Below are 13,404 nucleotides of genomic sequence, written 5' to 3'. Positions count from 1 at the left end.
AAAATATCGTCAGTTCGAGTGAAATTCTGAAAGAATTTTGTATCGAGAACTTGTAATGTATAAAAGTCTGTTCTCGATACAATTTTTCTACATTCCATTTCGAAAAATCACTCGAACTGACGGCTTATATAAAGAGAAAAAATACAACAAGACCGGTTCATAAGTGGACCGGTCTTGTTATTTTAGAATCACTATAGATTAAAGATTTAAAATCATGTATTTCAATTGATTATGTGTGTGTTTCTTAAGTTTTAATTCACCTCAAAAACGGTATCGGAATCATTTTTGCATCATTATCCGTAATCACAAAAAATATGAGTTATGAATACCAACAGACTTTCCCCCATGGTGGAAAAAGCATTGAGTGGTCAGATGAATAAAGAAATTCATGCATCACACACTTTCTTATCGTACGGAATCTGGGCCGATGACAAAGGCTATCAGGGAATTGCCAACTTCCTTTACCGACATGCCCAGGAAGAAAGAAACCATTCTATAAAATTCATGGAATACATTCTGAACAGGGGAGGAAAACCACAAGTAGATGCTATTCCCGCTCCTCCGGCTGATCCGAAAAGTTTATCTGCCTGTTTTGACGGAGTATTTAAACATGAAGTAGACAATACGACGGCGATCTACAAGATTGTAGATTTGTCACTGGAAGAAAAAGACTGGGCAACCTGGAATTTTATGCAGTGGTTTGTTCAGGAACAGATAGAAGAAGAAACCTTAGCTCAGAACCTGATCGATAAATTGAAAATCGCAGGAGGCGATAGAGCTACCGATGAATCTTTATTTACTTTAGATAAAGCATTGCAGGAAGCCCCGAATGACGTTCCTCTGGCTCAGGATGCTACAGGAGATAATCCGTAGAAATAAAAATCAACGATTACCATTTTTGAAAATCTGCCGGAATACCGGTGGATTTTTTTTGTGATTTAGTTTTGGTATTTTTGAGAAAAAACTAATAATGAAATTCGATATAATTTTAAAGAATTTAGATTCGTTTGGATCATATTATGATGAAAATAATAAAAAAATGCATTTACTGCAAGATGCATCTAATATTAATATTCTTATAGGAGCAAACAATAGTGGGAAAAGCAGGTTTATTCGAAACTTATTATTAATATCTCAATATAATATTTTTGAAATTTCTAATGCGTTGGTAATCATTAATGATATAAATAATTATATAGAATCTTTAAGTTTTAGTGGCTATGTTAGTAAACAAAATAATCCTTATACAAGTAATTATAAAAGTATCTTAGATAAAGGTGTTATAAATTTTAAATTGTTTAATCTCAATCAAAGAATATCTCTATCTTATGTTAAAGGAATTGTAAATCATAATATAGAAGTTCTTAATTTTTTGAATTATTTTGATAGTCAACCACTTATGAAGCAGTTTTTTATTTTCAACACTAAATTGTCTCCTGTGGATAATTTTAAAATAAATGATTTTCTTAAGTTACTAAATGATATATTGGTAAAAAATATTGGAGGAATAAAGAATATCTTTATTCCAACTTTAAGAACAGCTCATTCTCTTTTTGAAAGTAAGGATAATGGACATTATTCAAAAATATCAAAAGACATATTTAAACAGACAATATCTCATACTCATAAATTAAAATCAACTGAAGCGGTTGAAATTTTTACTGGTTTAGATTTATATTATCAAATTGTAAATGCAAGAAATGATGTGAAAGAAAAGAGAGAAGCCTTTGAGAAATTCGAAGAGTTTCTATCTACATATTTTTTTCATGGTAAAAAAGTGGAAATTGTCGCTAAATTCAATATTTATGATAAGCATAATGGAAAGGATGATTCTGAAATAATTAATGTTTACATAAATGGAGAAAGTAAAGACCTCCATGAATTAGGTGATGGAATTCAGGCACTATTTATTTTAATGTATAAAATTTATATGTGTGAGAATGAAAGTTTAATTTTTATTGATGAACCGGAAATTAACCTACATCCAGGGATGCAACGTTTATTTTTGGAACAGATTACCACTAATGAATTTTTAAAAGAAAAAAAGCTGATTTATTTTATTTCTACACACTCTAATCACTTTTTAGATTTAACGATTGAAAAAGAGAATATTTCCATTTTCCTTTTTAATAAAGTTGATAAGGATAAATTTGTTGTTAAAAATGTTAATCATGGTGATAATTCGGCACTTCAATATTTAGGGGTTACGAATTCTTCCGTATTTCTTGCAAATTGTTCAATTTGGGTTGAAGGAATTTCAGATCGGAATTATTTGAAAGCTTTTTTGAAAGCATATTTTAGATATGTTACTGATAAATTTTATCCTAAAGAAGATATTGATTTCGCATTTATTGAGTATGCAGGAAGTAATATTGATCACTATAACTTTGATGAGGAAGAACTGAAAGAAAAGATTAATGCTTTTTCTGTTAACAACAAGATATTTCTAATTTCCGATTATGACGGTGAATACAAAAATAAGAAGCATCTGATTTATGAAGCAATAGCAATAGCAAATGAAAATTTTGAATATTATACAACCAAAGATTATAAAGAAGTAGAGAATATTCTACCATTTAAAGTATGGGACAAGATTCTAATACATTTCTGTGATAAAAGAAAAGTTAAAACAGAAGAAGATATAGAAAGAGTACAAAAGCAAATTTCAGATTCTTTGAAGGAAAAAAAGGAAGAAATTTATAAAGATGATTATATTGGAAAACTATTAAATGAAGTCAAAATTGATGTTTCTGAATTAAATAAAATATGGGATAAAGCCGAAGGTACTTTAATGAATAAAGCAGAAGTTAGCTACAAAGTATTGGAATTAACGGAAAAAGGAGAAATCACTTGGGAAGATTTTAAGGAAAATCCTAAGATTGTATCCATTATTGAATCCTTATATGAGTTTATTCAAAAATCTAATTATAAATAATTCATTTTCAAATCCCGGTAAACTTCACTATCTTTGCACGCTGAAAGCAGAAGGTTAACAAACCTTAGGTTTTCAACCTTAAACTTAGAATATTACGATATGAAACCGAAAGGTTGCATAACACTATAATTAAAAAATAAAATTTCGTTATGAAATGTGGAATCGTAGGCTTACCGAATGTAGGTAAATCAACTCTTTTTAACTGTCTGAGCAACGCAAAAGCACAGTCGGCAAACTATCCTTTCTGTACTATTGAACCGAACTTAGGAACGGTTTCTGTACCGGATCAGCGATTGTTTGAACTGGAAAAAATAGTAAAACCTGAGAGAGTTTTGCCTGCTGTTGTAGAAATCGTAGATATTGCGGGTCTTGTAAAAGGGGCAAGCAAAGGAGAAGGATTAGGAAACCAGTTTTTGGCAAATATCCGCGAGTGTGAAGCGATTATCCACGTTTTAAGATGTTTTGATAACGGAAATATCGTTCACGTTGAAGGTTCGGTAGATCCGTTAAGAGATAAAGAAATTATCGATATCGAACTTCAGTTGAAAGATTTGGAAACTGTTGGAAAAGCGGTTGAAAAAGCTAAAAAGTTCATCAAATCAGGAAAGAAAGAAGATCTTTTGACGTACGAAACACTTCAGAATCTTCAGAAACACCTTGAGGACGGTAGAAATGCAAGAGAGTTTGCAACGGATGACTTCACAGCATCAGTGATCGGAGAAGTTCAGTTGCTGACCAATAAGCCTGTTCTTTACGTTTGTAATGTAGATGAAAACTCTATTAAGAACGGAAACGAATGGATTGCTAAAATTGAAGAAATGGCGAAAGGTGAAGGTGCTGAAACAGTCGTATTGGCAGCTCAGATCGAAGCAGATATCAATGAATTGGAAACGTATGAAGAAAGAGAAATTTTCCTTGACGAATTAGGGCTTACAGAACCGGGAGTAAACCGTTTGATCAGAAAAGCTTATGATTTATTAAAGCTTCAGACGTATTTTACAGCTGGAGTGAAAGAAGTAAGAGCTTGGACGATCGGACAAGGTTGGACGGCTCCTCAGGCGGCTGGTGTGATCCACACAGACTTCGAAAAAGGGTTCATCCGTGCAGAAGTAATCAAATATGATGATTATATGCAGTACGGTTCTGAATCAAAAGTAAAAGAAGCCGGAAAACTTTCTGTAGAAGGTAAAGAATATATTGTGAAAGATGGTGACATCATGCACTTTAGATTCAACGTATAAGAAAATATTAAAGTTAGTTATAATTGAAAAGCGCTGCCGATGTATTTTGGGAGCGCTTTTTGCATTCCTACGGGAAACTTGTAATAAATGAAGATTTTATATTTTGTTGTGTTGGCGGTTTTCGTTTCCTGTTCGAAAAATACGGTTGAAGACCATTGTTTTAGTGCACAGGAAAAAAAGCCTGTATACGTTGAGGAAAAGCCTTATACGGTGAAAGAAATTCTTAATGAAAAACCGGATTATCTGCAGATTGTAGATCTTAAAGAATACAGAAGTTTTAAAAAAGACAGTATAGAATTCAGAGATCATTTTTCTGAAGAAAAGTGGAAGGCGAACAAAGAAAAATATAAACTCTTTAATGAAAAGTTTCCGGACAATTTTTCTTATTCAGGGAAGTATCAGGATGGAAATGTTTTGTATGCATTGGGAAGTAGCGAATTAGGATTCTGGCTGATGAAAATAGAAAATGATCAACCGTCTGCTTACTTTTTAGGATTGAGCTTTAGTCATTATTACATCAATGATATTCAGGAAAAACCGATTATTAAAGATGGGTTTTTGCAGTTTGAAGGAAGTCTGGTGAAAATTATTAAAGTTCCCGGTCTGCCCGGATATGATGATTATTCCGCCATGGAAGACGGAAAGCTGTTCAAAATAAAACTGGAAGATCTCATGAAAGACTCCGATCAGGATGGCTATAATGATATTTTTGAACGGAATTTTGCATTAGATCCTGATAATAAAGATACGGATGGTGACGGAATCAATGATTTTGAGGACATGAACCCGTTATTTAAATCTGAAAAGAACAAATTTTCAGAACTGTATACCTTATTGCTTCCTTCTTATGCCGGCGATATGGATTTTAAAAAGAGCCATTATACCTTTGAAATATTTCAGAGTGATTGCGATTATTTTCATCAGATTAATCCCGAAATGAGGGTTCTCTTTATCCCGGAAAATGATAAGGAAAAAACAAACTATACAAGAATAACCGATGTGACGAGGAACGGCATTTCAAGAATGAAAAAAGACCCGAATAATGCCAATAGATTTTATATTTCAGAATCGGGAAGCAGTCACCAGAGTGATTATGCGGCCGAATATAAAGACGGAAAGTGGGTGCTGGAAATGATCGGAGGTATTGTGATATAGATACAAAAACAGAAGTAAAACCTTAGTTGTATTTATTTTGTACATTTGATTTTTACAAATCAGTGTTATGGAAAAGACTACTCATACTTCATATACTTCTCTCGACGATTTTTATAAAGAAATGACCGCGAAATTAGGAACGGATATTGAAACCATCTTTCCAAAAGGGCTTCATAAAGATATTGGTCATTTTAATGTATTTGATATTGCCCAAACCATTGAAAGAGTAAAAACAACGGCTGAAATGCCTTATAATAGGAGGAAATATTATAAGATCAGCCTGATCAGAGGACGCAACCGTGCGGAATATGCCGATAAGATCATCCGCATTCAAAACAATGCTTTGTTGTTTGCCACGCCCAAAGTGCCTTACCATTGGGTTCCTGAAGATCCGCAGCAGTCGGGAAGCTTTTGTGTGTTTACCGAAGATTTTTTCATCAAGGATAAGTCTCACAGTACATTGGAAGACCTTCCGATCTTTCAGCCGGGAAATATTCCTTTATTTGAAATCGATGATGAACTGGCCGATGAAATAGAACAGCTGTTTGCCAAAATAAAAAAAGAGATCGATTCCGATTATATCTTTAAATATGACCTGATCAGAAACTATGTGTTGGAGCTGATTCATTATGGTCAGAAATTACAGCCGGCTTCTAAACTATCGACGTCTAATGATGCTTCGTTGAGAGTAGTTTCATTGTTTATAGAGCTATTGGAAAGGCAGTTTCCTATTGAAAATTCAGATCAGCGACTGCAACTGAAAAGTGCCAAAGATTATGCAGACCGGTTGTCGGTGCATGTGAATTATCTCAACAAAAAATTAAAGGAAAGTACAGGGAAAACCACGACGGAGATCATTGCGGAAAGAATCATTCAGGAAGCTAAAATCCTTTTAAAACAAACCCAATGGAACGTTTCCGAAATTGCTTATGCATTAGGCTTCGAAGAAATCGCCCATTTCTCCAACTTCTTTAAAAAGAAAACGTCTTTAGCTCCGTTGGAATTCCGTTCGTGATTTGAATTTTGCAAATTTCAGTTTGATTTAAGCAAACACTTCGATGCTGAATTGTCAGAACTTTGTCCCATCAAAAACAAACAAAAAATGGAAACAAGAACAAAGATCGCATTAGTAACCGGAGGAAGTCGTGGATTAGGAAAAAATTCAGCTGTTAAAATCGCTCAGAAAGGACTGGATGTTATTATTACCTACAGAAGCAACAAAGAAGAAGCGGATAAGGTGGTTGAAGAAATTCAGGCTTTGGGAAGAAAAGCGATTGCCTATCAACTCAATACCAAAGATATCAAAAGCTTTGATGCGTTCATAAAGCAGGTGGGAGATCATCTGGAAGAAAATACAGGCAGCAGAAATATAGATTATCTTATCAATAATGCAGGAACCGCTTTGTATTCACCGATAATGGAGGTGACTGAAGAGCAATTGGATGATATGGTGGATATTCACTTCAAAGGCGTGTTTTTCTTAACCCAAAAGTTTTTACCATTCATGAATGACAACGGAGGAATTGTAAATGTTTCTTCAGGACTGGCAAGATTTGCACTTCCGGGTTCTTCGGTGTACGGATCGATGAAAGCAGGCGTTGAAATGCTGACGAAATATATGGCGAAAGAATTGGGAGCAAGAAGAATTAAAGCGAATGTGGTAGCTCCGGGAGCCATAGAAACAGACTTCGGAGGCGGAAGAACAAGGGATGATGAACACATGAATGCAATGGTAGCAGGGAATACAGCTTTAGGAAGAGCCGGTTTGCCGGATGATATTGGCGGAGTGGTAGCCTTCCTGTGTACGGAAGAAGCAGGGTGGATCAACGCCCAACGAATAGAAGTTTCGGGAGGAATGTTCTTTTAAAAATCAGGCGGTAGTTTTCTACCGCTTTTTTTATATCTTTATTAGGCTAAACTAAAAGCATCATTATCATACTCTTATGATGAAAGACTTTTTAGATCAGTTCCCCTATATTTTACTTATTCTGGAAGTAATCTATTTTGCCGCCGTTATTCTTCTTGCGGGGAAGATCATTATGGACACTAAAACGACCAGTAAAACCTTAGCGTATTTATTGCTGATTATCTTTATTCCGGTGGTGGGAATCATTATCTACTTTGTGTTCGGAGTGAATTACCGGAAAAACAAATTCTATAATTTTAAGTTTGAGATCAATGAGAAGATCTACAGGGATATTCAGAATTATATTGAAAAGACCCATTCGGAATCTTTAGACAGAAGTAAAGAGCAGCTAAGGGAATATATTACAACGATCAATTTCCTGTACAACGCAGCGCATTCCCCCTTATCTTCGAAAAATGAAGTGGAAATACTGGTGAACGGCGAAGAGAAGTTTGCCAAGGTTTTTAAATGCATTCGAAAGGCAAAGCATCACATCCATCTGGAATATTATATTTATGAAAATGATACTATCGGGAATCAGTTAGCGGAATTGTTGATCCTTAAGGCAAAAGAAGGACTTGTTATCCGTTTTTTATATGATGCGATGGGAAGCGGGAAGATCGGTAAAAAGATGATTGCAAAGCTTCAGGAGGCGGGAATTCAGGTTTCTCCGGTGAACAAGATTACCTTCAGGCTTCTGGCGAACAGGGTCAATTACAGGGATCACCGTAAAATAATCATCATCGACGGAAAAGAAGTTTTTACAGGAGGAATCAATGTTTCAGACAAATATATCAATCCTAATTCCCAGCAATACTGGCGCGATATGCATGTCTATCTCAAAGGGAATTCAGCTTTTTATTTCCAGTTTCTGTTTCTTACCAACTGGGTATTTGCTACGGAATCCATTCCTGAGTTATCAAAAGATTATTTCGATTATGAGGATGAATATAAAGGGAATAAGCTAGTTCAGGTCGGTGCAAGCGGACCGGATACAAGTCCGGTGATTATGCTGAGTACAAGCTCTGTCATTTTATCGGCGAAAAAGCGAGTGTATATTGTTACGCCTTATTTTATTCCTATGGAAACCATTTTAAATGCAATAAAACAGGTTGCACAGGCTGGTTTGGATGTAAGATTGATGGTTCCTGAAAAAGGAGATTCTGTGGTCGTGAACTCGGCTGCTTATTCTTATTATGAAGGGCTTTTAGAGAATAAAGTTCGGATATTCTTTTATAAAAAAGGATTTATCCATTCCAAGACGATGATCGTGGATGATGATTTTTCCAGTGTGGGAACAGCCAATATGGATGTCCGGAGCCAGGAACTGAATTTTGAAGTCAACACCCTGATTTTTGATCAGGAAATCAATCAGAAACTGGAAACCATTTTTCTTGAAGATATGAAAGACTCTAGAGAACTCTCATTAAATGAATGGAGAAAAAGGCCGAAATATAAAGTCTTTTTTGAACATCTGGCAAGGCTTCTTTCTCCACTCATGTAGTGTGGTTAAAGTTTGGAGAGGTTTTCAATAGCCTTTTCCAGGGTTTCCTGTTTTTTGGCAAAACATAAACGGATCACGTGTTCATTCAGTTTGTTTTTATAGAAAGAAGAGAACGGAACGCTTGCTACTTTATGGTTGATCGTCAGTTCACTGGCAAAGTCAAAATCATTTTTGTCTGAGATCTTATCGTATTTCAAAGCCTGGAAGTAAGTTCCTTCACAGTCTAACAGCTCAAAAGAGGTCGTGGCCAAACCTTGTCTTAAAAAGTCTCTTTTCTCCTGGAAAAACTGGTTAAGCTGAGTATAATGCTCGTCATTTTTCATATACTCTGCCAACGCCATCTGAATAGGCGTATTGACAGAGAAAACATTGAACTGGTGAATTTTTCTAAATTCATCGGTCAGGTTTTTAGGAGCTGCACAATAACCGACCTTCCATCCTGTAACATGAAATAACTTCCCGAACGAGGCTACCAAAAGGCTTCTTTCTTTTAATTCAGGATATTTACAGATGCTTAGATGCTGTTTTCCGTCAAAAACAATGTTTTCATAGACTTCATCACTCAGTATTAAAATGGAAGTTCCTTTTACAATGTTGATTAATTCCTGAATATCGTTTTCTTTTAAGATCTTTCCGGAAGGATTGTTGGGATTGTTCAGGATGATCATCTTGGTCTTGTCTGAAACCAGATTCTTTACTGCATTCCAGTCGATTTCATAATCGGGAGCTTTCATTTCAAAACGTTTTACAACGCCTCCGAAAAGCTCTACGGTAGGTTCGTAACAGTCATAAGCCGGTTCGAAAATAATGACTTCATCATCTTTTTTTACAAAGGTGGCAATGGTAGTGAAAATCGCCTGTGTTCCACCGGAAGTGACGGTTATTTCCGTATCCGGATGGTAAATCGCCTGATGAGAGTTTTCTATTTTTCTCGCTATTTCTTCCTTTAAACCGATCATTCCTCCCATTGGAGCGTATTGGTTAAATCCTTTTTTGATAAACTGGTCTACGTAATTCAAAAGTTCAGTATCAGGCATAAAATCAGGAAATCCCTGAGATAAATTGATCGCTTCGTTCTCATTGGCAAGCTGCGTCATTTGGCTGAATATGGTAGTTCCGATATTGGAAAGTTTGGATAAAGGAAGTTGAATCATGAACTGAAATTTTTAATCACACCGAATTTAATTTATTTTTTCAAAACGGAATGTAAAAAATGCTAATATTGTAGCGAATAACTTTAAATTACTTTGAACACTATGATTAATCATGAAATTGATTATAAAATTTACGGAGAAGAGATGCAATGCGTAGAGATCGAACTGGATCCTAGAGAAAGCGTAATTGCAGAGCCGGGAAGTTTTATGATGATGAAAGAGGGAATACAAATGGAAACCCTGTTTGGAGACGGAACCGAAAAAGGATTGATGGGGAAACTGTTTTCTGCCGGAAAAAGAATGCTTACCGGAGAAAATCTTTTTATGACGGTATTTACCAATACTTCTTCAGATAAAAGACAGGTGACTTTTGCAGCGCCTTATGCAGGGAAAATTATTCCTTTTGATCTAAGTAAACTGGGCGGTAAAGTAATCTGCCAGAAAGACAGTTTTCTTTGTGCTGCGAAAGGAGTTACGGTTGGAATTGAATTTCAGAAGAAACTGGGAACCGGACTTTTTGGTGGGGAAGGATTCATTATGCAAAAACTGGAAGGTGACGGAATGACGTTTGTACACAGTGGAGGACATGTTATCGAAAAAGACCTGCAGCCGGGAGAGATCCTGAAAATTGACACAGGATGTATCGTTGGTTTTACCCATACTGTAGACTATGATATTCAGTTTGTGGGAGGAATTAAAAATACCATTTTCGGAGGCGAAGGATTGTTTTTTGCTCAGTTAAGAGGTCCCGGAAAAGTCTGGATCCAGACCTTGCCTATTTCAAGATTGGCCAGCAGAATTCTGCAGTACGGAACGACTAAAAATAAAGAGCAGGGAAGTATTTTAGGAGGGATAGGAAATCTGTTGGATGGTGATGGGTTTTAAGAACCTAACAGAAATCTAAATATAAAAATGATGGTTTCAAAAATTCTCGGACAAGAAATCCTAGAATTTTTGAAACCATCTTTCTGTTTATACTAAATTATCTATCATTAATTGGGAAAGCTACCTACACGACATCCTGAAGCTCCCCAGGATACTTTAGAGGCCTTAACTACAATTTTTTTCTTTTTTTTGTTAGGTGCAGAAGCTTGAGTAGAAGCTCCTATAGCGGCTCCTTCCAACGCTCCTGCAGCACCGGCAGTCATTACACTTGCAAAGCTGGTTACAGAATGGTTCCATTGGGATGGACGTTCATAGTAGACTTCTCTCCAGTAATTGGCACTATATTTTGCAATAGAAATAACGGATAAAAGAATGGGCTCATCATCTTCATTGAGACTCAATAAAAGAATAGATTTTTCTAAATTTTCTATTTTCTGAATCAGAACATCTATTCCTTCCGTTTCGCTGGCATTATGATAGATATTGGCTAGTTTTATTACCTCATTGTAGACTACATCAGATATTCTTCCCTGATTATGGGATTGCTCAATTTGATCTGTAAAGGTTTGACCGAGGGAGTAGTTTACAGCGTTGAGTACTTCATCATAACTCATATCATCAGAAGCATCCACATCACTATAGACCTGATTCGAAAAATCCATGACCAGATTTATTGTACCGCTACAGTCAGGAGAATTTTGAGAGGACCAGTATTCTAAAAAAAGATTATGGTTTTCTCCCACGTATTCGTAAGGATTACCTACATTACTATATTGTTTAGAGCCTATAGAAGAGCTCTCTGTTTTAGGATGTGAAAATTCTTCAATGTTCACATTTTCTCCCTGATTACAGGAAAGTGTAAGAAGAAATAAAATTCCTGCTGCAGATAGTTTTAACTTGTTTTTCATGATAAAGTTTTGATTAATACTGCGAATGTAGAAAGGATTGAGGGAGAAAGGAATGTTTATTTAGCAAGTGCGCTTTTTTAAATAATAAATGTGTTTATTTACAGGATATGTGTGAGAAACAGTAAGTAATTTTATGATAAGAAAAAATCAAGAGGTTGTCACAAAGACAACCCCTTGCTTTTTTAAATTTTATGGATTTTATTTAGAAATAAGTAATTTTTGTGAAGTTGTTTTCCCGTTGGATGTTACTTCCACAATATAAGTTCCCTGAATTAATTTTTCAGTAGTAAGCTTAATATTCTGACGTCCGCTTTCAATGGTTTCTGATTTCTCAAGAACTTTTTTTCCTGAAATATCAAGTACTCTGATGGAAACTGTTCCTTTTTTTGAAAGGTGAGTTTGTATATCCACATTATTTTTTGCCGGATTCGGTATCAGAGAGTATTCTCTTTGCTGCTCATTCCTATTTTCAAGCTCAGCTTTTGCAATATTTTTCAAATCCGGTAGAGTGGTATTGAAATTTTGTATCATTTTCTTTCCTTCGGTTTCGGTAAAGCAGAATGTGAAGCATTTTCTACAGATGACTTCTTTCTCTTTCATTTCAGTAACACAAATGGTATAACTTCCCGGGTTGCTGTAAGTATGTGATACGGAAGGCAGAATGTATGGGAATGTAGTAGATCCGTCTCCCCAGTCTATTGTATAGCTGCTTCCGGGGTTACCAGGAGTAGAAGACATTGAAGGATTGATAATGGAAAGATTGGCTGTAGCTGAACTGTTTAAAGTGCTGAAAGATGTAGTGAGTTTGAAATCTGCACTGCAATCCCCACAATCAGTAATACAGATATTATCATAGTATACTACTTCGGTTGGGCTTGGGTAATAATCAGGTGAAAGACTTAATATAGAAGAATTCATCATTGCATTATCAAATGCTGCCGGGTTATAGCTTGTCATTTGCCAGCTGCCATAGGCGTTGCTTGGGGGAGTAAGTGATCCGGCAGCAAGCTGAATGGGTGCTTTTACAGTGATCCATCCGCTTCCTGGAGTAACGGAAACATTGGAAACGAAGGTAATCGTATTGGTGCCATCAGAAAGATGTATGGTGGGGTAAACAGGACTGCCGTAGCCGCCATCATCTTCGAGATAAAAATCAAAAGAAAGGCATTTTCCCTGATACAGCTCTCCGATATATTTAAAGTCTGTTTTATTGAGGTACCAGGAAGAACCTGAATCATCCCCTAATATTAAGTACTGAGTACCATCTATAGGATTGGAAGAGGAAAATGAGGTGTACACATTGCCATTCGGAGCCGGAGCTGGAGCCCAATTTCCTGCTGGATTTGTAGGAGCATTGAAATCATTACACGGAGCTTGTGCATTAAACATTAAATTTCCTAATAGCATATAAACTGCTAAAAAATATATTCTTACCATAATCTATGTTGGTTTTATAGATCAAAAGCCAACAAAAACTTTAAGGATTAATAGTTTTAATGTTTATTAAAAGTATTATAATATTTGTTATCACGATAAAGTGATTTAGTATGTGTTGTCCTTTTTTTGATAAGTGGAATGGAAGATGGGTTAATTGTAACAATCAAAAGTTAATCAGATACCGAAAATCAATATGAAGTGGAGTAAGGTGGATGAAATTGTTTACCCAATAAATGCTAATATAAAAATCCCCTGTCTCAAAACTGAAACAGGGCAAAG

Annotated in this window: 11 protein-coding genes; 8 read left to right on the top strand and 3 right to left on the bottom strand. The window is 35.6% G+C overall.

What is annotated here, in order from left to right:
- Window positions 1-321 precede the first annotated feature (321 nt).
- The 7 genes from LV842_RS02475 to cls all read left to right on the top strand — a co-directional run bounded on the left by LV842_RS02475 (window position 322) and on the right by cls (window position 8,741).
- Window positions 322-873 carry a ferritin gene (locus LV842_RS02475; protein WP_233109878.1) on the top strand — a complete coding sequence of 184 codons (552 nt, stop codon included), beginning with the start codon at window positions 322-324 and terminating at the stop codon, window positions 871-873.
- 97 nt (window positions 874-970) lie between these two features.
- On the top strand, window positions 971-2,935 hold the full coding sequence (locus LV842_RS02470; RefSeq protein ID WP_233109877.1) for an AAA family ATPase: 1,965 nt from the start codon (window positions 971-973) through the stop codon (window positions 2,933-2,935).
- A gap of 149 nt (window positions 2,936-3,084) precedes the next feature.
- Window positions 3,085-4,176: a redox-regulated ATPase YchF gene (ychF, locus tag LV842_RS02465; protein ID WP_233109876.1), complete on the top strand. Its 1,092-nt coding sequence runs from the start codon at window positions 3,085-3,087 to the stop codon at window positions 4,174-4,176.
- Window positions 4,177-4,263: 87 nt separating this feature from the next.
- Entirely contained in the window at window positions 4,264-5,331 is a 1,068-nt protein-coding gene (locus LV842_RS02460; RefSeq protein WP_233109875.1) for a hypothetical protein, read from the top strand.
- 67 nt (window positions 5,332-5,398) lie between these two features.
- Window positions 5,399-6,346 carry a helix-turn-helix domain-containing protein gene (locus LV842_RS02455; RefSeq protein ID WP_233109874.1) on the top strand — a complete coding sequence of 316 codons (948 nt, stop codon included), beginning with the start codon at window positions 5,399-5,401 and terminating at the stop codon, window positions 6,344-6,346.
- Between the two features lie 87 nt (window positions 6,347-6,433).
- Complete coding sequence (locus LV842_RS02450) at window positions 6,434-7,198, top strand: SDR family NAD(P)-dependent oxidoreductase (protein WP_233109873.1); 765 nt, start codon at window positions 6,434-6,436, stop codon at window positions 7,196-7,198.
- 76 nt (window positions 7,199-7,274) lie between these two features.
- Window positions 7,275-8,741, top strand: coding sequence for a cardiolipin synthase (gene cls / locus LV842_RS02445; protein ID WP_233109872.1), 1,467 nt, complete (start codon window positions 7,275-7,277; stop codon window positions 8,739-8,741).
- A 5-nt stretch (window positions 8,742-8,746) separates the two neighbouring features.
- Here cls and LV842_RS02440 read toward each other — a convergent pair whose 3' ends face one another.
- Window positions 8,747-9,895 carry a methionine aminotransferase gene (locus LV842_RS02440; protein ID WP_233109871.1) on the bottom strand — a complete coding sequence of 383 codons (1,149 nt, stop codon included), beginning with the start codon at window positions 9,893-9,895 and terminating at the stop codon, window positions 8,747-8,749.
- 102 nt (window positions 9,896-9,997) lie between these two features.
- Between LV842_RS02440 and LV842_RS02435 the strand changes: the two genes are divergently transcribed.
- Window positions 9,998-10,780: a TIGR00266 family protein gene (locus LV842_RS02435; RefSeq protein ID WP_233109870.1), complete on the top strand. Its 783-nt coding sequence runs from the start codon at window positions 9,998-10,000 to the stop codon at window positions 10,778-10,780.
- Window positions 10,781-10,887: 107 nt separating this feature from the next.
- On the opposite strand, the gene LV842_RS02430 is transcribed toward LV842_RS02435, so the two are convergent.
- Window positions 10,888-11,688: a hypothetical protein gene (locus LV842_RS02430; RefSeq protein WP_233109869.1), complete on the bottom strand. Its 801-nt coding sequence runs from the start codon at window positions 11,686-11,688 to the stop codon at window positions 10,888-10,890.
- 198 nt (window positions 11,689-11,886) lie between these two features.
- The gene (locus LV842_RS02425; protein ID WP_233109868.1) at window positions 11,887-13,125 is read right to left on the bottom strand and encodes a T9SS type A sorting domain-containing protein; all 1,239 of its coding nucleotides are present in this window, start codon (window positions 13,123-13,125) and stop codon (window positions 11,887-11,889) included.
- Window positions 13,126-13,404: the final 279 nt, after the last annotated feature.

Source organism: Chryseobacterium gwangjuense (assembly GCF_021311115.1).
Lineage (GTDB): Bacteria > Bacteroidota > Bacteroidia > Flavobacteriales > Weeksellaceae > Chryseobacterium > Chryseobacterium gwangjuense.
This window is presented reverse-complemented; position numbering and strand designations above follow the sequence as displayed.

Coding starts and splice junctions, on each gene's coding strand:
- LV842_RS02470 (WP_233109877.1), top strand. CDS start 971: ATGAAATTCGATATAATTTTAAAGAATTTAGATTCGTTTGGATCATAT.
- LV842_RS02425 (WP_233109868.1), bottom strand. CDS start 13,125: ATGGTAAGAATATATTTTTTAGCAGTTTATATGCTATTAGGAAATTTA.
- LV842_RS02440 (WP_233109871.1), bottom strand. CDS start 9,895: ATGATTCAACTTCCTTTATCCAAACTTTCCAATATCGGAACTACCATA.
- LV842_RS02430 (WP_233109869.1), bottom strand. CDS start 11,688: ATGAAAAACAAGTTAAAACTATCTGCAGCAGGAATTTTATTTCTTCTT.
- LV842_RS02450 (WP_233109873.1), top strand. CDS start 6,434: ATGGAAACAAGAACAAAGATCGCATTAGTAACCGGAGGAAGTCGTGGA.
- LV842_RS02475 (WP_233109878.1), top strand. CDS start 322: ATGAATACCAACAGACTTTCCCCCATGGTGGAAAAAGCATTGAGTGGT.
- LV842_RS02435 (WP_233109870.1), top strand. CDS start 9,998: ATGATTAATCATGAAATTGATTATAAAATTTACGGAGAAGAGATGCAA.
- LV842_RS02460 (WP_233109875.1), top strand. CDS start 4,264: ATGAAGATTTTATATTTTGTTGTGTTGGCGGTTTTCGTTTCCTGTTCG.
- ychF (WP_233109876.1), top strand. CDS start 3,085: ATGAAATGTGGAATCGTAGGCTTACCGAATGTAGGTAAATCAACTCTT.
- cls (WP_233109872.1), top strand. CDS start 7,275: ATGATGAAAGACTTTTTAGATCAGTTCCCCTATATTTTACTTATTCTG.
- LV842_RS02455 (WP_233109874.1), top strand. CDS start 5,399: ATGGAAAAGACTACTCATACTTCATATACTTCTCTCGACGATTTTTAT.